This is a genomic window from Actinocrispum wychmicini (genome assembly GCF_004345645.1).
GTDB classification, from domain to species: Bacteria; Actinomycetota; Actinomycetes; order Mycobacteriales; family Pseudonocardiaceae; genus Kibdelosporangium; species Kibdelosporangium wychmicini.
The window spans coordinates 540,159-557,335 of the sequence record NZ_SLWS01000005.1 but is presented as its reverse complement, the minus strand read 5'-3'; the positions used below and the strand labels follow the sequence as shown (position 1 = coordinate 557,335).

Sequence of the window (17,177 nt, the reverse complement as noted above, 5' to 3'; positions counted from 1 at the left end):
TCCGGCGTTCGTCCGGCTCGACGAACTCGCCCTTCTCCCCGTCATAAACCGTGGTCACTTCAGATCACCGCGACTTCGGGTCGAGGGCGTCGCGGATGGCGTCACCGAGCATGACGAACGCGAGCACCGTGATGGTCACCAAACCGGCCGGGAACAGCAGTTCGTGCGGCGACGTCTGCACGTAGTCCTTGGCGTCGTTGATCATGACACCCCACGACACGACCGGCGCCCGGATGCCGATGCCGAGATACGCCAGGGTCGCCTCCACCGCGATGAACGCGCCCAACGCGATCGTCGCGTACACCAGCACGGGCGCGATGGTGTTGGGCAGCATGTGCCGGAAGATGATCCGCCGGGTGCTCGCGCCGAGCGCCCGCGCGGCCTTCACGTAGTCCAGCTGCTTGGCCACGATCGTCGCCGACCGCATGATCCGCATGGACACCGGCCACGACAGCACCGCGATCGACACCACGACCTGGAACACGATCCGGGTCTCGCCCGGGTCGCTGCCCGGCGGGTTGAGCGTCGTGAGGATCACGATCGCGCCGAGTACGAACGGCAGGCCGGCGAAGATGTCGCCGAACCGGGAGATGAAGCTGTCGGTCAGCCGGCCGTAGAACCCGGCGATGATGCCCATCAACGATCCGATGAGGACAGTCAGGACCGTCGCCAGCAGCCCGACCAGCAGCGACGCCCGAGCACCGTGCATGGCCCGCGCCCAGATGTCGTAGCCCTGGAAGGAATAGCCGAACCAGGCGTCCGCCGACGGCGACTCGCTCTGGTGGTCGAGGTTGTTGAAGTCCGCCGCCCGGGACGTGAACAGGCTGGGGAACAGGGCCATCAGCACCACCAGCAGGATGATCACGCTGGAGATGTAGAACATCGGCTTGTGGCGCAGCTTGAGCCACGCGTCGCCCCACAGGCTGCGGGGCTTGCGTTGGCGTTCGGCACTGTCGTCCAGCATCGCCAGGTCGGTGACCTCGCCGGCGGCGAAGTCCTGCAGCGCCGGACCGCCGCCGACGGAACCGGGGTCAGTCATATCGGATCCTCGGGTCGAGAACGGCGTACATGAGATCGACGATCAGGCTCATCGCGAGGTACACCAGCACCAGCAGGGTCACGATAGTGGTGACCATGAACCCTTCCTTCTCCGCGATGTTGCGGAAGATGAGCCCGCCGATGCCGTTGATGTTGAACACGCCCTCGGTCACGATCGCCCCGCCCATCAGCGAGCCCAGATCGGTGCCGAGGAACGTGATGACCGGGATCGCCGAGTTGCGCAGCAGGTGCACGCCCACCACCCGGCGGGTCGGCTGGCCCTTGGCGATCGCCGTCCGGACGAAGTCGGCGCCCTTGTTCTCCGCGACACTGGTCCGGGTCAGCCGGGTCACGTAGGCCATCGAGATGCTGCCGATCACGAACCCGGGCACGATCAGTTCGCCCAGGCTCGCCTGCGGCGACACCGTCGGGTTGATGATGCCGAGGTCCACCCCGAGCACGATCTGCAGCACCGACCCGGTCACGAACACCGGCAGCGAGATCAGGAACAGCGTCGAGACCAGCACCAGGCTGTCCAGGAAACCCTTGCGCCGCAAGCCGGTCACCACACCCGCGGTGATCCCGATGCCGGTCTGGATCAGCAGCGCGATCAGCGCGAGGCGGACCGTGATCGGATACGAGTTGGCGATCTGCTGGCCGATCGAGTTGCCGTTGAACGTCGTACCGAAGTCGCCGCTGAACAACCGGCCCAGATAGCCGACGTACTGCACGACCAGCGGCCGGTCGAGCCCGTACTTCTCGGTCATCTGCGCCACGAACTCGGTCGGGCACTGCCGGTCGCCGCACTTGCCGGCGAACGGGTCCCCTGGCACGGCCCACACCAGGGCGTAGATCAGGAAAGTGGTCCCGATGAACACCGGGACGAACTGGAGAAGTCGTCGAAGCACATAGCGACCCATGGCCACTCCCAAGGACTCTCTCGTGAGTGGTTCCGCGAGCTACCGCCCGCGGAACCACTCACGAGGTGAAGGTGCTATGCGACGACGACCGAGGAGTACTCGAGTTGGCGCTTGAAGTTCAGCTGCGCCGCCTTGAGGTTCTTGGACCGGGCGCCGACCCCCTTCTCCACCCACGTCGGGATCTTCGGCAGGTCCTTGACGGCCAGCTTGGCCGCGTCCTGGTACAGCTTGATCGCCTGCGCCTTGTCCGCGGTGGTGTCGGCCTTCTTGAGCAGTTCGTCCACGGCCGGGTTGGAGTACTTGGCGTCGTTGGACGAGCCGCCGGTCCGGACGATCGGGTTCAGGAAGTTCTCGATCGACGGGTAGTCCGCGGACCAGTCCGACCGGCCCAGACCGGTGAGCTTGCCGGCGTTGACCACCTGGCGGTACTGGCCGAAGTTCGTGGCCGGCACGAACTCGCACTCCACGCCGAGCGCGTTCTTGATGCTGTTGCACGCGGCCTCAAGGGGTTCCTTGCGGCCACCGTCCGCATTGGACGTGATGGTGACCTTGCCCTGGAAGCCGGTCTTGTCCCAGAGCGCCTTGGCCTTCGCCGGGTCGTAGTGGCACGCCTCGCCGCAGGTGTCCTTCTCGTAGCCCTCGATGCCTTCCGGCACCAGGCCGTCCGCCGGCACGTACGTGCCGTTCAGCACGGTCTTGGTGATCTGCTCCCGGTTGATCGCCATCGAGATCGCCTTGCGCACGTCCGGGTTCTTGTACTGCGGCAGGTAGTCCGGCACGGCCAGGCCGCTGACCCCGAGCAGGTTCGCCCGCAGCACCTGGTCACCCAGGTCCTTCTCGTACTTGCCGCCCGCCTTCGCCGACGGCGGCAGCGCCTCCATGAAGTCCAGGTTGCCGGACAGCAGGTCCTTGTAGGCCGCCTCCTGGGCCGAGTAGATCTTGATGGTCAGGTCCTTGAAGTGCACCTTCTTCGGGCCGGTGTAGCCGTCGAACCGGGTCAGCTTGATGTCCACGTTCGGCGTGCGGGACACGAACTTCATCGCGCCGTTGCCGATCGGGTTCTTGGCGAAGTCGTCCGGTGTCGTGCTGAAGAACTTGTCCGGCAGCGGCGAGAACGGCAGGTAGCCGATGATCGACGTGAACACCGAGAACGGGCCCTTGAGGGTGACCTCGAAGGTGTAGTCGTCGACGACCTTCAGGCCGGTCATCTTCTCCGCGGTCGGCGCCTTGGCCTTGTCGTCCGGGTGCACCTCGTCGTAGCCCTGGATGCTCTCGAAGAACGAGCCGGCCAGCTGGCTGTTCTTGATGTAGGCGGCGAAGTTCCACGCGTCGACGAAGTTGTGCGCCTTGACGTCGGTGCCGTCGTGGAACTTGTAGCCCTTCTTGAGCTTGATGGTGAAGACCTTGGAGTCCGTGGTGGTGATCGACTCCGCCACGTCGTTGTACGTCGAGCCGTCCTCGGGCTTGAAGCCGACCAGCCGGGCGTAGATCGCCTCCTGGAACTTCGCGGTGCCCGCGTCGGTCGCGTTGGCCGGCAACATGTTCGTCTCGGGCTCGGTGCCGTAGATCGAGATCGCGCCGTTCTCGTTGCCGCCGGCCGCGGCGGCGGCGCTGGACGTCGAGCCTCCGGCGCCGGTGTTCCCGCCGCCGCATCCGGTGAGTGCCAACGCCAACGCCAGCAGCGGGATCGCCACCGCCGGTACCGTTCGTGTCCGCATATCACTCCCTCTCGACATCCCCCAGCGACATCCGGTCGAGAGGGACGGTAACCGGGGAAAAGAGGTGATACGAGTCACAAGCCCATCACGATGTTGGGCATTTACGCCGATTGGTCCCGTTCAAAAGTCGCTCACGGTCCTACAACTGCGACAAAGCGATACCGTCCAGGATGTCGTGCTCACTGATGGTGAGTTCGGCGATACCGGGCAGATGGCGGGCGAGGACCTCGAAGATGAGCGCGCCGCCGCCGATCACGTCCACCCGGCCGGGGTGGATCACCGGCATGGCCGCGCGGGCGTCGTGGTCCATGCCGAGCAGCAGCCGGCTCAGCTCCCCGATCCGCTCCTTGGGAACACGGGAGAGGTGAATGGCGTCCGAGTCGTACTCGGGCAGTTCCAACGCGATCCCGCCCAAGGTGGTCGCGGTCCCGGCCACGCCTATCCACGTCCTCGCCTCGGCCACCGGAACGACCTCGAACGCCTCCGCCAACACCTGTTCGGCCAACCGGTCCGCGGCCGCGATCTCGTCCGCCGTCGGCGGGTCGGACCGCAGGCACCGCTCGGTGATCCGGACACAGCCGATGTCGGTCGACCGCGCGGCCTTCGGCGTGGCCCTGACCCCGTCCCACGTGCCCAGCACCAACTCGGTGGAGCCGCCGCCGACGTCCACCACCAGGAACGGCCCGGCCGACGGGTCGAGGTCGCCGACCGCGCCGGTGAACGACAGCGTGGCCTCCTCGTCGCCGGAGATGACCTCGGCCGGCACGCCCAACACCGCCTCGGTCATGTCGAAGAAGTCGTCCCGGTTGACCGCGTCCCGGGTCGCCGAGGTCGCCACCATGCGGACGCTCTCCGCGCCCTTGCGGCGCAGGATGGCCGTGTAGTCCACGAGTGCCACCCGGGTGCGCTCCAGCGCCTCGGGGTTGAGCCGCCCGGTGGCGTCCACGCCCTGGCCGAGCCGGACCACCCGTTGCTCCCGATGGACGTCACGCAACCACGAGGTGCCGTCCTCGCGTTCGGTCACATCCGCCACGAGCAGGCGGATGGAGTTCGTTCCACAGTCGATCGCGGCAACCCTTGGCATACCGCTGAATCTACTATTTGCTGCCCGCCGCGGGCTTGCATGGATCGTCCGCGGCCGCCGCGGCGGCGTGTTCGGCCGCGCTCGCCTGGCTCGTGCTCGTCGGCTGAGCCGACTGCTGCGCGCTCGAGTCCGGCGGCGCGCTCGACGACGAGCACGTCGGCGGAGTCGACGAACTGGAGGAGCTCGAGCTCGACGACGGAGGCGTGGACGACGAGGACGACGAACTGGAGGACGACGTCGTGGCCGGGATGGTGACTGTGACCTTCGAGCTCGACGACGTCGTGGAGCTGCTCGACGTTGACGTCGGTGTCGATGTCGGCGGCTGCTGGGGCGGCGGCTGCTGGGTGCCGGGGTTGTTGCTGGGCGTGTTGTTCGTGGTGTTGGCCACGTTGGTGACGCCGGTGTCCGGCGGGATCACGGTCATGTTGTTGGCGTACGCGTTGGCCCAGATCAGCACGGTCCGCACGTAGCTCTCGGAGTGGTTGTAGCGGAACACCGCGATCCCGCGCTGCTGGTCGTTGGCCATGTCCAGGCCGCCGGAGCAGAGGAACTTCCCAGCCGCGAGCGCGGCGTCGTAGAAGTTCTGCGGGTTCTTCACGCCGTCGCCGTTGCCGTCCGACGCGTACTGCTCCCACGTCGACGGGATGAACTGCATCGGGCCGATCGCCCGGTCCCACTGGGTGTCGGCGTCCCACTGGCCGTGGTCGGTGTCCGGGACCGCGGCGAAGCCAAGGCCGTTGAGGGTCGGGCCGTAGATCGGGGTGAGCGCGTTGCCCTTCGCGTCGACCTGGCCGCCGTTGCCGTGGTTGGACTCGATCCGGCCGATGCTCGCCAGCAGGTACCACGGCATGTGGCAGTTCGGCTGCTGGGTGGCGAGGAGGGCCGCGGCCTTGTCGTAGGCGGTCTTCGCCGGGCCGGGGATGCCGAGCGGTCCGCTGGGCACCGAGATCGGGTCGCCGGACGACGCCAGCGCGCCCGGGTCACCCGCGAGCCGCAGCAACTGATCCGACAGCTGGTCCACCTGCGGCAGCTGGCCGGTCGCGCCCAGGTCGTCCAGGTCCATGCCGAAGAACCCACGGCCGAGGCCGTTGGCGACCGGGACGAGCGGCTTCGCGTCCGCCGCGTTCACCCAGCCAGCGGTGTCCGCGGCCGCGGCCACCGGGACGAGCAGAACAGCGACGACCACTGCGACCAGACCACGTCGACGCCGCAAGAAGCGCATCAACCTACGTCGGGCAGCCCTGTTGAACGGTGCTGGCACGAACGACACGGATCCGGCCTCCCCGGAATCTCTCGGCTTTCACGTTTTCCCGCGACCTTTGGCGGCCCGGCCCCCAGCGTGCCCGAAACGGGCCGGGATTTCACGGGTCTTTGGTCTGTTCGGCCGGATCCCTCAGCAAACTTACAGTTACTGGCTACCGGTTGTTAGCTGCCTGACAATCTCCGGCCGGCCAACCGCCGTCGATCAGGGCGATGATCTCGTCGCCGATCGGGTTCACCCCGGATCCGCTGGCCAGCGCGTGTGCCAGATGGACGTGCAGGCACTTCACCCGGGCCGGCATCCCGCCCGCGCTGACGTCCGTACCGAGCGGTTCGATGGCGTCACGTTCGGCCAGATACGTCTGGTGCGCTTTGCGGTACCCCTCGGCGAGGTCGGCGTCCTCCGCCAGCCGCGCGGTCATCTCCTTCATCACTCCCTGTGCTTCCAGGGTGCTGCAGAGTGACGTCAGCCGTGGGCACGTGAGGTAGTACAGCGTGGGGAACGGCGTGCCGTCCTCCAGCCGTGGCGAGGTCTGGACAACCGCGGGATGACCGCTCGGACACCTGTAGGCGACGGCCCGCAACGCGCGTGGCGCCCGCCCCAACTGTGCCGCGATCGTCTGACGGTCCTCGTCCGTGACCGGTTCCAAGCGCACGCTATCTGCTTCCTATGACCGAGTCCCACAGGTTCTGGAACCAGGGCTGTTGCGGTCCTGGCGCCTGCGGGGTCTGGCGGCTCGACTGCATCCCGTTGTCGCCCGGCAGCTGCACCATGTACGGGGTCTCCCCCGGCATGACGTACCGCAGCCGGCGGCGCGCCTCGGCCTGGATCTGCGCCGGGTCGGACAGCTGCGCCTTGCGCTCCTCCAGCTCCTGGACCTGCGCGCGCAGCTCTGCCTGACGTTTCTCCTGGGCGGCGACGTCGTCCCGTTGGGACAAGTACGTGCGCAGCGGGACAGCGATCGAGAGCGCCAGCGCGCACACCACTGTGGCGACCACCGCGGCCCGTCTGGTGGTCGAGATGCCGAACCAGCCGCGCGTGAACCAGCGACGCCGCGGAGCTGGCCGCCTGCGAGAGGCGCGCTCCGGCCGGTCGTCGCTGGTCTCGCTCATGCCGTCAGCTCTCTGGGTTGAACCGAGGGAACGCCAGGTCGCCCGCGTACCGGGCGGCGTCGCCGAGCATCTCCTCGATGCGCAGCAGCTGGTTGTACTTGGCGACCCGCTCGCTGCGGGCCGGCGCGCCGGTCTTGATCTGGCCGACCCCGGTGGCCACCGCGAGGTCCGCGATGGTCGTGTCCTCGGTCTCCCCGGACCGGTGGCTCATCATGCTCTTGTAGCCGAAGGACGTGGCCAACGACACGGCGTCGAGCGTCTCCGACAACGTGCCGATCTGGTTCACCTTCACCAGCAGCGCGTTGGCCGCACGCCGGGAGATGCCCTCCTCCAGGCGCTCCGGGTTGGTCACGAACAGGTCGTCGCCGACGATCTGCACCCGCTCGCCCACCTCGGCGGTCATCCGCACCCAGCCGTCCCAGTCGTCCTCGGCCAGCGGGTCCTCGATCGACACCAGCGGGTATTTGTCGAGCAGCTCGCGGTAGTACGCGCTCATCTGCTCGGCGCTGCGCTTGCCGCCCTCGAACGTGTAGGCGCCGTCCGCGAAGAACTCGGTGGCGGCCACGTCCAGCGCGAGCGCGATCTCCCGGCCCGGCCGGTACCCGGCCTTCTCGATGGCCGACAGGATCAGGTCGAGCGCCTCCCGGTTGTTGCCCAGGCTCGGCGCGAACCCACCCTCGTCGCCGAGACCGGTGGCCAGGCCACGGCTCTTCAGCACGGACTTCAGCGAGTGGTAGACCTCCGCGCCCCAGCGCAGCGCCTCGCGGAACGAGTCCGCGCCGATCGGGGCGATCATGAACTCCTGGATGTCCACGTCGGTGTCCGCGTGCGCGCCGCCGTTGAGGATGTTCAGCATCGGCACCGGCAGCACGTGCGCGTTCGGACCGCCCACGTACCGGAACAGCTCCAGCCCGCTGGACTCCGCGGCGGCCTTGGCGACCGCCAGCGACACGCCCAGGATCGCGTTCGCGCCCAGCCGCGACTTGTCCGGCGTCCCGTCCAGGTCCACCAGCTTCTGGTCGACCACCCGCTGCTCGACGGCCTCGATCCCGTTCAGCTCCGGCCCGATCTGGTCGAGCACGGCCGTGACCGCCTTCTCGACCCCCTTGCCGAGGTACCGGTTGCTGTCGCCGTCCCGCAACTCGACGGCCTCGTGCTCGCCCGTCGACGCGCCCGACGGGACGGCCGCACGGGCCAACGTGCCGTCGTCCAGCGCGACCTCCACCTCCACGGTGGGGTTGCCCCGCGAGTCCAGGATCTCGCGTGCGCCGACCTGCTCAATGACCGCCACTGGTTTCCCTCCCAGCTCACCGCATCTATTCCCCGCCTAGACTAGCTGTGCGGGTGGACGGCCCGGTCGAAGGCACGCAAGGCGAGGTGAGATTGGTCCCGCCACTCGGACGGCAGTCGAACAGCAGGCGAACGACGCGTAGCGTAAGGCGATCATGACGGACATGGTGCAGGCGTTTCGGATGGCGGAGTTCCTGGTCTCCCAGCGCCGCCCACTGGACGCCCTCGCGGCGCTGGCACCACTGCTCGAGGCCGAACCGGACAAACCGAGCGTGCAGCTGCTGGCCGGCCGGGCCTACCTGGGCTCCGCCCAGTTGCGCCGGGCCGAGGAGGCGTTCCGGCGGGTGATCGAACTGGACCCGACGGACCACTACGCCCATTTCGCGCTCGGCCGCGCGCTGCAACGGCAGAGCAGGTTCGTCGAGGCCCGCCGGCAGTACCGGTTGGCCACCGCGATGAACCCGGTCCCGGAGTACCACGAGGCGCTCAGCGAGGTGAACGCCAGGATCGCGCTCAACGAGGACCGGTAGAAACGGCCGCCCTGTCCGTGGACAGAGCGGCCGTCGCCAGGTCGAGCGGGACTACTTGGCGGAGGTGTGGCGGCCGCAGCTCAGTGCCGAGGCGAGCCGGAAGTGCTGGCCGGTGATGACGGCCTTGGCGTCCGAGTCGGTGCAGATCCAGCCGGACGGCCCGAAGACGTTCGAGTACTTCGCCTGGGTGGCGTCATCGTTGCGGACCACGTTGTAGAGGCCCCGGTCGTACACCGTGATCGGCGAGACGGCACCGTTCGGCGGGGTGTCGGTCGCGGTCACGTTGGCCGGCAGACCGGCCGGCCGGACCGAGTCGTCGATCTTGTTCAGCTTCAGGCCGGTGACGCCCCAGCCGCGGGCCACCGAGAACGGCGCGATGGCGTTCGGGTCGTTCAGGATGACCGCCGGGTCGTGCTCCTGCGAGACCTGCGCGCAGTTGCCCAGGGTGGCCTCGGACAGGCCGATGCTGGCCAGGAAGAACGACCGGGTGCCGGAACCGGACTGCGGGATGTACGGCTTCACCAGCGGCACGCAGTTCGGCGTGCTGCGGCTGTAGATGTCGTTGAGCTGCAGGGTCGTCCGCGTGGTCGGCACGTTGGACGTGGTGGCCGTGGCGTAGGTCAGGCCGTCCCGCGCGAACTGCAGGAACCGGTAGTTCGCCTCGGCCGGGTTCGAGCCGACGAACCGCGAGGACCGCGCGAAGTCGATGTTGTGCGCGGTGCCGTCGGCGATCAGCGCGTTGATGCCGGCGCTGGAGCCGTTCGGCCGCGTGATGGGCGCCGGGGCGCCGGCCTTGGTCGTGATCGAGCCGGAGCCGGTGGCGTCCCACGACGCCAGCCAGTCGGCCGGCCGCGCGTGCTCGCTGTTGTACTGAGCGGCCAGGCCGTTCAACACGAACTCGGTGGTGTCCGAGCCGACGCCCACGATGTCGCCGGTCAGCGGCGTGGCGCCGGGGTCGGCGACCGCGTTGCCTGCGGCGAGACCGAGCACGGCCGCTGCGGCGCCGAGGGTGACCGCTGCCTTCCCGAGGATGGAGCGCATCAACAATCTCCTTGTCCTTCAACGGTTTTGCCCCGATCGGGGCTAGGACAACCGTCCCTCACCCGCACTGGGCCGACCACCTTGATCGTGCGAAAACTGGTTTCTCGCCACACGCCTAGCTGCTTAACGAGCAACAAACTGGTAACGGGGCCATGTCCGGTGAACCTCCTGTTCACCGACCGGTCGGTTGCCCGGCATAGCTTGCAGGCCTGACGCACGCGCACTGTCCACAAGGGAGTATCCGTGTCCACTGACACCGAGGAGCTGACACCCACCACGGTCGACGAGTTCGTCGAGCCGGGCGGGAGCACGCTCCAGGCCGTCGGCATCTCCGCGTGGTTCGGCAACCACAAGGTGCTGCAACGGGTGTCCCTGACCATGTCGGCCGGTGGTGTGACCGCGCTGATCGGACCGTCCGGCTGCGGCAAGTCCACGTTTCTCCGGATTCTCAACCGGATGCACGAGCTGGTGCCGAGCGCGTCGCTGGCCGGCGAGGTCCTGCTGGACGGCCGGGACATCTACGAACAGGGCCGGCGGATCACCGAGACCCGCCGCCGGATCGGCATGGTGTTCCAGAAGCCCAACCCGTTCCCGGCGATGTCCATCGCGGACAACGTGACCGCGGGGCTGAAGCTGACCGGCGCCAAGGCGTCCCGGTCGGCAAAGCTGGACCTGGTGGAACAGTGCCTGACGAAAGCGGGGCTGTGGAAGGAGGTCCGGGACCGGCTCAGGCAACCCGGCGGCGCTTTGTCCGGCGGCCAGCAGCAACGGCTGTGCATCGCGCGCTCACTGGCCGTCCGGCCCGACGTGTTGCTGATGGACGAGCCGTGCTCGGCGTTGGACCCGACGTCGACCCGGCGGATCGAGGAGACGATCGCGGAACTGCGGGCCGAGGTGACGATCGTCATCGTCACCCACAACATGCAGCAGGCCGCCCGGGTCTCCCAGCAGTGCGCGTTCTTCCTGGCCGAGGACGGCGCGCCGGGCGAGATCGTGGAGGCCGGGCCGACCGAGGTGATGTTCGCCAACCCGGTCGACCCACGCACCGAGGACTACGTCAACGGCCGCTTCGGCTGACGCCTCACAACAGGTTGGGCAGCAGCGCGACGGCGGCGGCCTGGTAGACCTGCCAGGTGGCCGCCACCACCACCGGCAGGCCGACCAGCCACGTCTCCCAACGGCCCCAGCGAAGCCGCGCCCACGCGACCAGACCGGCGGCCAGCACCAGCGCCTGCAGCCACAGCACCAGTTCGACCAACGCGCCCCGGTCGCTCTTCAACGGCGCCTCTTCGGGCAGTTGGGTGCGGGGACGCCCGGCCGGCGCCAGCGCACTGTCGCCGACGAGCGTCGAGTCCACGAACACCGTGCGGTCCGGTCCGGTGAGGTCGCCACCTTCCGCGCTGACCAGGATCAGTCGGCCGCCGCCCTTCGGCAGGACTGGCGGTGTCGGGTCGCCGTCCCGGCGAACCCGGTCCACCCGGTACGTGAACCGGCCCTGGCCGGTGGTCGCGGTGACCTCGTCGCCCTCCTGGAGCTTGCTGATCTCCTTGAACGGCCCGCCGAACGTCGCGGCCCGTCCCATGAGGACAGACGTGCCCGGCTGGCCGGGCAACGGCGTGGTGCGCCGGTGCCCGGGTGCCTCGGCGAGCTCGGTGCCCGTCGTTCCCTCCACCACGACCTGGGTCATCTTCAGGCCGGGAATCTCCAGCAGCGCCACTGGCTTGCCCGCCGTGATGACCCCACCGGTGGGCATGCTGGTCTCCGCCAGCTGCTGGCGGGCCTGGGCGTACAGCACCGTCTGGCTGCGGTCCTGCTGGATCGGCGACAGGACCAGCAGGTAGCCCACGAACCCGACGGCGAGCACGGCCAGGATGACCAGCGCCTGGCTGACATGACGAACGTTCATGACCGGCGGAACACCGCGCGCAGCGCCCGACGGATCGCGTGCTGCGGCTGCGTCCAGACAGTCGCCCCTAACGCCACCAGGCCGGCCAGCACGCCCAGACCAAGGACACCCGGCAAGGCCCACTTCGCCCAGTCGGACGTGTCCGTCCGGGTGGCCGCCGAGGTCGCCAGCTTCTGCACGTTCGGCGCGGCGCTGGTCGCGCTGCCGGGCGGTGGCGCCGCGGCCGGTGCGGCGCCGGGCGGCTGATTTCCGCCGGCCGCGTTGCCGTTGGTGCCACCGTCGCTGGCGGGCGGCAGCAGTCCGGCCGCCGGGTCGGTGGCCAGGCCCGGCGGTGGCGCGGGTATCTCGCCCTTCTGATCCCGGACCGCCCGCGCCGCGTTGCTTGTCTGTTCCCGCAACGGGTCGCTCAGCGGCACGTACCCGTCCGGCAACTGACCCAGTTCGGTCCCCTGGACCTGTCCGGGGCCGGCGGCGTAGTCGAGGAACTTGGCGTAGTCGCCTGCGGTCGCCGGGCTCAGCCCGATGGTCGGCACCGCTGCGTACACAATGGACATTCCGGGGTACGCGAGCGGGTGCAGCTTCGGGAAGTCCGTGCCGAGGATGCCGGTCTTCTGGTCCAGCTTGGTGCCCCGCAGGGCCAGGGCGATCGAGTAGTCGTCCGGCGCCACGAACTTGCCCCCTGATGTGGCCAGCGCGGCCTGCCGGAGTCCGAACACCCTGGAGTCGCCCATCGTCGTGATCGCCAGCAGTGCCCGCTGCCCGCCGTTCTGCCGCGTGTCCACTCGTTTGAGCGTGCACGTCTCCGGCTTCGATGGGTCCACACAGGACTGTCGAAGGCCCGCGTACGGCCATGCCTGAGCGTCCGCGACGGCCGCGTTGTAGGGGTTGTCCGCCACGTTCGCGTAGGCCGACAGCAGGATCTGGCCGAACACCGGACTGTTGCGGTTGTTGTCCTTGAAGTCGTCCCGCAGCTCCAGCTGGCCGACCGGCACCGGGTACTGGTGGAACTTCGGATTGACGACCGTGCCGTACCCGTCGTCGGCGCCGTTCAGCCAGGCCACCGCGTCCTTGTCAGCGGCGATGTACGACGTGAGCGCGTAGATCGCGTCCAGGTCGCCGAGCGAGATCACTGGGTAGTTCGCGCCTTCCCGGCCGACCCGGAACATCGCCCCGGCCAGCCCGGGGTTCAGCGCGAGGAACTCGCGATCCTCGCCCCACCAGTCCGGGTTGCCCCTGATGCCGGGGTTGCTCGTGCCCGCCGCCCCCATCGTCCGGTACGACTGTGTGATCATCTTCGCCAGCAGCCGGGCGTTCAGGTTCACCTTGGTGACCTCCTTGCCGTTCTCGTCGTCCAGGACGAACGAGACCGCGACCCCGGTGACCGCGACCGGCGCGTACACAACGGGTTTGGGTGGATCACCGGTCAACGGCCGGGACGTGAGCAGGGCGTTGGTCGACCCGTCCTGCCATGGACCCACCAACGAGGCACTGAACTGGTTGCGCGCGTCGCCGTCGCTCAACGCGGTGTACCCGAGCCGGAAGAGCTTCTGGTCCTTGCAGAACTTGGGGCGCCAGCTGTTGTTCAGCACCTGGTACAGGTAGTACGAGCCGGCGAAGCCGGTCTCCTGCCTGTTGTCGAACTGGCAGGTCGCCGGCGACTCCCGGAAGGACAACGGGAACGCGAAGCGCCGCGACCAGTTCGTCGGGGACACCCAGGTGTGCGAGTCGCGCAGGATGTTGGCGTCCGCGATCTCGCACACCCACGAGAAGTCCGGCACGCAGGTCGGGTCGCCGATCGGGACCACCACGAGCGTGCACGCGGCGGTGCTGCCGCAGCCGAGGTGCGGCAGTTCGAAGCCGGTCAGCATCTCGAAGTCGGTCTCCCCGGTGCCGTCCGGGTTGGTGAAGCCCTGGTAGGCGACGGGCATGACGGCGTTCTGGGTCGCCGGGGACAACGCCGGCGGGTTGTGCGGCACCACCGTGCCCGGCGGCCAGCCCCCGGTCCCCTCCCCGTTGTAGAGCAGGCCGTCGTCCTTGGCCTTGAACGGCGCATACGTGGTGTCCGCGTCCGGGTTCTCGCCGAAGATCTTCTTGTCCAGCGGCCGGGAGTCGTAGGCGCTGTAGTCCAGCTTCGTCCCCACGTTCGAGCCCGCGGACCAACAGGTCTGCTGGGTGATCTCGGTCTCGGTGCCCCAGCACTGCATGACCACCACCGGGTACGCCGAACCGCCGGGACCGCCCGCGGTCGTCGGGATCAGCCCGGACCAGCTCACCTTCACCTTCTGGTGGACCAGTCCGGTGGTCTGGGACACCGACACGGTCGCCTTGTGGATCACAGGATGGGCGGGATCCTTGACGGAGTCGTACTTCTCGTCCAGCTGCCGGCTCTGCACGACGGCGGAACCCGGGTCCGCGCTCGCCGTCATCGGAACGAGCAGCGCGAGCAGGCTGACCACACCGGTCAGAGCCAGCCATGCTCGAATGATTCGGCTCGTCATCACGAAGTCCCCTCTTGTCCGGCGTTTCTGGCCCGCCGTTTGCCGAACGCCCGCGCGACGAGCACGGGAACCACCAGAACGAGCAGGAGTTCGACCGCGGCGAGCACGCTCATCGCCGTGTCGGTGCCCGCCCGTGCCGCCGCGAGTTCAGTGGCGACGGCGCCTGAACCTGAACCTCCGGCGGCGGTTCCGTCACCGCCGATGGTCTCGCCGGTGACCGGGTCCACCTGCGGCGTACCGTCGGGACCGGCCCCGCCGCCGGGACCGCCCGCACCGCCGCCGTTTCCGTTGCCGGCCCCACCAGCGGCGCCACCGGCTCTACCACCGGCGCCTCCGCCACCACCACCGCCGCCGGTGCCGCACGGCCCCTGGCCGACCTTGTCGCAGTCCGGCGGGAAGGGTGCGGTCGCGGCCAACTTGTTCGAGCCCGGGTTGCCCGGGTCGAACGTGGGGTTGTTGCATCCGGTCGCGTCCAACGACTTCTGAGCCGCGCCCGGGATCTTGTGCACCTGCTCGTACCCGGCCTGCACCAGGTTCAGCGGCAACGGCGAGTATCCGAGCGGTCCGGCCTTCTGCTGGCCCTGGCACAGGAAGTAGTACGCGAAGTCGCCGAGCGTGCGGCCGGCGTTCGTGGTGAGCTTGCGGTCCACGGACGTCGGCAGGATCATGTACGAATAGGACGACAGCGGATACGTCCGGGCGTCGTTGGAGTTGTAGACGTCGTCGAGGATCTGGGTCAGGTAGGTGGCCGGGTCGTTCGGGTTGGCCGTGTTGATCCGCGCCCTGGTCAGCGCCACCGCGACGTTGTAGTCCGTCGGCTCGGTGTAGAAGCCGCCCTTGTTGAGCACCTTCGCCACCGGGTAGTTCTGCGTGCGCGCGTAGGAGTACTCGACATACCCGATCGTGCCCTCGCCGTACTCCGCGGAGATGTACGTCGCCATCTCGATCGAGCTGCTCTTGGCCACCGACCCGGGGAACTGCGGGTAGTAGGAGGTTTTGCCCTCCTGCTGGTCGCACTTGCCGTAGAACGGACACCAGATGTCCCCGTGCTGCTTGGCCATCCACAGCGTGAACTGCGCCGACGTGCCCGACCCGTCCGACCGGATGATCGGGATGATCTTCTTCGACGGCAGGGCGCGGCCGTTGTTGTCCGCGGTGACCGCCGGATCCGCCCAGTTGGTGATCTGGCCGGTGAAGATCTTGGTGATCGTCGGCCCGGACAGCCTCAGGTTGCGCACGAGCTGGCCGCCGACCGTCAGGTGGTACATGAACGCGGTACCGCCTGCCACGATGGGCATGTAGGCGAACGGCCGGCCGTTGGGGGTGTCCGGCACGTTGTTGTCCGTGCCCTGGTAGGGAATCTCGGACACGCCGAAGTGGGTGAGCTGGTTGGCGAAGTCCTGCCGGCCGCGGCTGGACCCGACCGAACTGTAGTTCACCGGCATGCCGAAGCTCTTCACGTCCGCGATCCACTGGCTGATCGCGTTGGCACTCCAGGTCGACCCGGAACCGTCGATCGTGAGGTACGGCGGTTGGGCGCTCGCCGGCCCGACGGACCCGGTCAGCGCCAGCAGGACGGCGATGGCAAGCAACGCGACGGTCCGCCGTGTGTGCCGGTTCATTGTCACTACCTTCCGGTCTTCTGCCGCTGCGCCACCAGGCGCGCGACCACGAACAACAGCAACACGACCAGCAGCAGCACACTCGCGGCGCCGAACGCCCGCGACTGGTCCACCGCCTCGGAGGAACGCGACAGCGTGTACGTCATCAGCGGCAGCGAGACCATCGGCCCGGACGTGGGGTCGAAGGTCAGGTACGTGGTGTACCCGGCCGTCAGCAGGACCGGTGAGGTCTCACCGATACCGCGGGCGATCCCCAGGATCAGCGCGGTCGCCAGGGACGGACGCGCGGTGGGCAGCACCACCCGCCAGACCGTCTGCCACTGCGAGGCGCCGAGCGCGAGACTGGCCTCCCGCAACCCGTTGGGCACCACGCGAAGCACGACCTCGGCCGACCGGGCGATGATCGGCAGCATCATCACGCTGATCGCCAGCGCCGCCGCGAACCCGCTGCGCGGCAGGCCGAACATCAGCAGCGCCGTACTCAGCACGAACAGGCCGGCGACGATGGACGGAAGCGCGGTCATCGCCTCCACCACCGTCCGAACCGGACGAGCCAGCCGGCCGCCGACCTCGTTGAGGAAGAGCGCGCAGCCGACGCCGAGCGGCAGCGTGATCACGACGGCGATGCCGATCTCCACCAACGTGCCGACCAGGGCGTGCAGCATGCCGCCGACGCTGAGCGGGTCGAGCGGACCGGCGCCGGACATGTCGGACGTGAAGAAGTTGCCGTAGCCCAGGGCGTCGATCCCGCGGACGAGCGTGTACCCGATCACCAACAGCACCACGAACCCGACCAGACCCGCGAACGCCTTGACCACCGCGCCGATCACCCGGTCGACGACCACCGTCCTCGGGTGTCGCATCGCGGTGACACCGGCGTACATCAGCACGAACACCCCGAACCAGGACACGACGAAACCCAGCGGACCCGACGTCGGCAACAGGTTCTCGTAGAGCACCCACACCAGGCCGAGCGCGCCGAGCAGCGAGCCCGTCGCGGCGAGGACGTCGTCGACCGTTCGCCCGCTCAGATTCCGTTTGCGTGCCTCGTCCTCCGCGACCACCACCCTCGGGTCCGGTATCTCCACAGTGGACTCTTCGGGTACTGTCGTCGACTCTTCGATCGTCGGCGCGGCCACACCCTCTCCTTCAGATCC

The 17,177-nt window shown here is 68.5% G+C and carries 15 protein-coding genes; 2 read left to right on the top strand and 13 right to left on the bottom strand.

Annotated features, from left to right (window positions below; translation table 11 throughout):
- Window positions 1-64: 64 nt before the first annotated feature.
- The 8 genes from EV192_RS24560 to eno all read right to left on the bottom strand — a co-directional run bounded on the left by EV192_RS24560 (window position 65) and on the right by eno (window position 8,424).
- Window positions 65-1,039, bottom strand: a complete 975-nt coding sequence (locus EV192_RS24560) for an ABC transporter permease (protein WP_132119205.1) — start codon at window positions 1,037-1,039, stop codon at window positions 65-67.
- Window positions 1,032-1,958 (bottom strand): ABC transporter permease, encoded by a 927-nt coding sequence (locus EV192_RS24555; protein WP_132119203.1) that lies wholly within the window; start codon window positions 1,956-1,958, stop codon window positions 1,032-1,034. Before EV192_RS24555 ends, EV192_RS24560 begins: the two co-directional genes overlap by 8 nt.
- 74 nt (window positions 1,959-2,032) lie before the next feature.
- Entirely contained in the window at window positions 2,033-3,676 is a 1,644-nt protein-coding gene (locus EV192_RS24550; protein WP_132119201.1) for a peptide ABC transporter substrate-binding protein, read from the bottom strand.
- Between the two features lie 139 nt (window positions 3,677-3,815).
- Complete coding sequence (locus tag EV192_RS24545) at window positions 3,816-4,760, bottom strand: Ppx/GppA phosphatase family protein (protein WP_132119199.1); 945 nt, start codon at window positions 4,758-4,760, stop codon at window positions 3,816-3,818.
- 13 nt (window positions 4,761-4,773) lie between these two features.
- Entirely contained in the window at window positions 4,774-5,982 is a 1,209-nt protein-coding gene (locus EV192_RS24540) for a lytic transglycosylase domain-containing protein (RefSeq protein WP_132119197.1), read from the bottom strand.
- 193 nt (window positions 5,983-6,175) lie between these two features.
- Window positions 6,176-6,676, bottom strand: a complete 501-nt coding sequence (locus EV192_RS24535; protein ID WP_132119195.1) for a DUF501 domain-containing protein — start codon at window positions 6,674-6,676, stop codon at window positions 6,176-6,178.
- A 1-nt stretch (window position 6,677) separates the two neighbouring features.
- A complete protein-coding gene (locus EV192_RS24530; protein ID WP_132119193.1) occupies window positions 6,678-7,133 on the bottom strand; it encodes an FtsB family cell division protein in 456 nt (151 codons plus the stop codon).
- Window positions 7,134-7,137: 4 nt separating this feature from the next.
- Complete coding sequence (gene eno / locus EV192_RS24525; protein WP_132119191.1) at window positions 7,138-8,424, bottom strand: phosphopyruvate hydratase; 1,287 nt, start codon at window positions 8,422-8,424, stop codon at window positions 7,138-7,140.
- Window positions 8,425-8,578: 154 nt separating this feature from the next.
- On the opposite strand from eno, the gene EV192_RS24520 reads away from it, so the two are divergent.
- A complete protein-coding gene (locus EV192_RS24520; protein ID WP_132119189.1) occupies window positions 8,579-8,953 on the top strand; it encodes a tetratricopeptide repeat protein in 375 nt (124 codons plus the stop codon).
- Window positions 8,954-9,004: 51 nt separating this feature from the next.
- Here EV192_RS24520 and EV192_RS24515 read toward each other — a convergent pair whose 3' ends face one another.
- Window positions 9,005-9,994 carry a type 2 periplasmic-binding domain-containing protein gene (locus EV192_RS24515; protein ID WP_132119187.1) on the bottom strand — a complete coding sequence of 330 codons (990 nt, stop codon included), beginning with the start codon at window positions 9,992-9,994 and terminating at the stop codon, window positions 9,005-9,007.
- 327 nt (window positions 9,995-10,321) lie between these two features.
- Between EV192_RS24515 and EV192_RS24510 the strand changes: the two genes are divergently transcribed.
- Window positions 10,322-11,071 (top strand): phosphate ABC transporter ATP-binding protein, encoded by a 750-nt coding sequence (locus EV192_RS24510; RefSeq protein ID WP_243727075.1) that lies wholly within the window; start codon window positions 10,322-10,324, stop codon window positions 11,069-11,071.
- A 4-nt stretch (window positions 11,072-11,075) separates the two neighbouring features.
- Here EV192_RS24510 and EV192_RS54005 read toward each other — a convergent pair whose 3' ends face one another.
- From EV192_RS54005 to pstA, 4 genes are read right to left on the bottom strand one after another with little or no spacing between them, the layout of a single operon-like run.
- Window positions 11,076-11,900 carry a sortase domain-containing protein gene (locus EV192_RS54005; RefSeq protein ID WP_165960578.1) on the bottom strand — a complete coding sequence of 275 codons (825 nt, stop codon included), beginning with the start codon at window positions 11,898-11,900 and terminating at the stop codon, window positions 11,076-11,078.
- The gene (locus tag EV192_RS54000) at window positions 11,897-14,398 is read right to left on the bottom strand and encodes a hypothetical protein (protein ID WP_165960576.1); all 2,502 of its coding nucleotides are present in this window, start codon (window positions 14,396-14,398) and stop codon (window positions 11,897-11,899) included. Before EV192_RS54000 ends, EV192_RS54005 begins: the two co-directional genes overlap by 4 nt.
- Window positions 14,398-16,020: a substrate-binding domain-containing protein gene (locus tag EV192_RS24500; protein WP_132119185.1), complete on the bottom strand. Its 1,623-nt coding sequence runs from the start codon at window positions 16,018-16,020 to the stop codon at window positions 14,398-14,400. Before EV192_RS24500 ends, EV192_RS54000 begins: the two co-directional genes overlap by 1 nt.
- Before the next feature lie 5 nt (window positions 16,021-16,025).
- Window positions 16,026-17,159 carry a phosphate ABC transporter permease PstA gene (gene pstA, locus EV192_RS24495; protein WP_207926215.1) on the bottom strand — a complete coding sequence of 378 codons (1,134 nt, stop codon included), beginning with the start codon at window positions 17,157-17,159 and terminating at the stop codon, window positions 16,026-16,028.
- Between the last annotated feature and the right edge of the window lie 18 nt (window positions 17,160-17,177).

Coding starts and splice junctions, on each gene's coding strand:
- EV192_RS24560 (WP_132119205.1), bottom strand. CDS start 1,039: ATGACTGACCCCGGTTCCGTCGGCGGCGGTCCGGCGCTGCAGGACTTC.
- EV192_RS24555 (WP_132119203.1), bottom strand. CDS start 1,958: ATGGGTCGCTATGTGCTTCGACGACTTCTCCAGTTCGTCCCGGTGTTC.
- EV192_RS24550 (WP_132119201.1), bottom strand. CDS start 3,676: ATGCGGACACGAACGGTACCGGCGGTGGCGATCCCGCTGCTGGCGTTG.
- EV192_RS24545 (WP_132119199.1), bottom strand. CDS start 4,760: ATGCCAAGGGTTGCCGCGATCGACTGTGGAACGAACTCCATCCGCCTG.
- EV192_RS24540 (WP_132119197.1), bottom strand. CDS start 5,982: ATGCGCTTCTTGCGGCGTCGACGTGGTCTGGTCGCAGTGGTCGTCGCT.
- EV192_RS24530 (WP_132119193.1), bottom strand. CDS start 7,133: ATGAGCGAGACCAGCGACGACCGGCCGGAGCGCGCCTCTCGCAGGCGG.
- EV192_RS24520 (WP_132119189.1), top strand. CDS start 8,579: ATGACGGACATGGTGCAGGCGTTTCGGATGGCGGAGTTCCTGGTCTCC.
- EV192_RS24515 (WP_132119187.1), bottom strand. CDS start 9,994: ATGCGCTCCATCCTCGGGAAGGCAGCGGTCACCCTCGGCGCCGCAGCG.
- EV192_RS54005 (WP_165960578.1), bottom strand. CDS start 11,900: ATGAACGTTCGTCATGTCAGCCAGGCGCTGGTCATCCTGGCCGTGCTC.
- EV192_RS54000 (WP_165960576.1), bottom strand. CDS start 14,398: ATGACGAGCCGAATCATTCGAGCATGGCTGGCTCTGACCGGTGTGGTC.
- EV192_RS24500 (WP_132119185.1), bottom strand. CDS start 16,020: ATGAACCGGCACACACGGCGGACCGTCGCGTTGCTTGCCATCGCCGTC.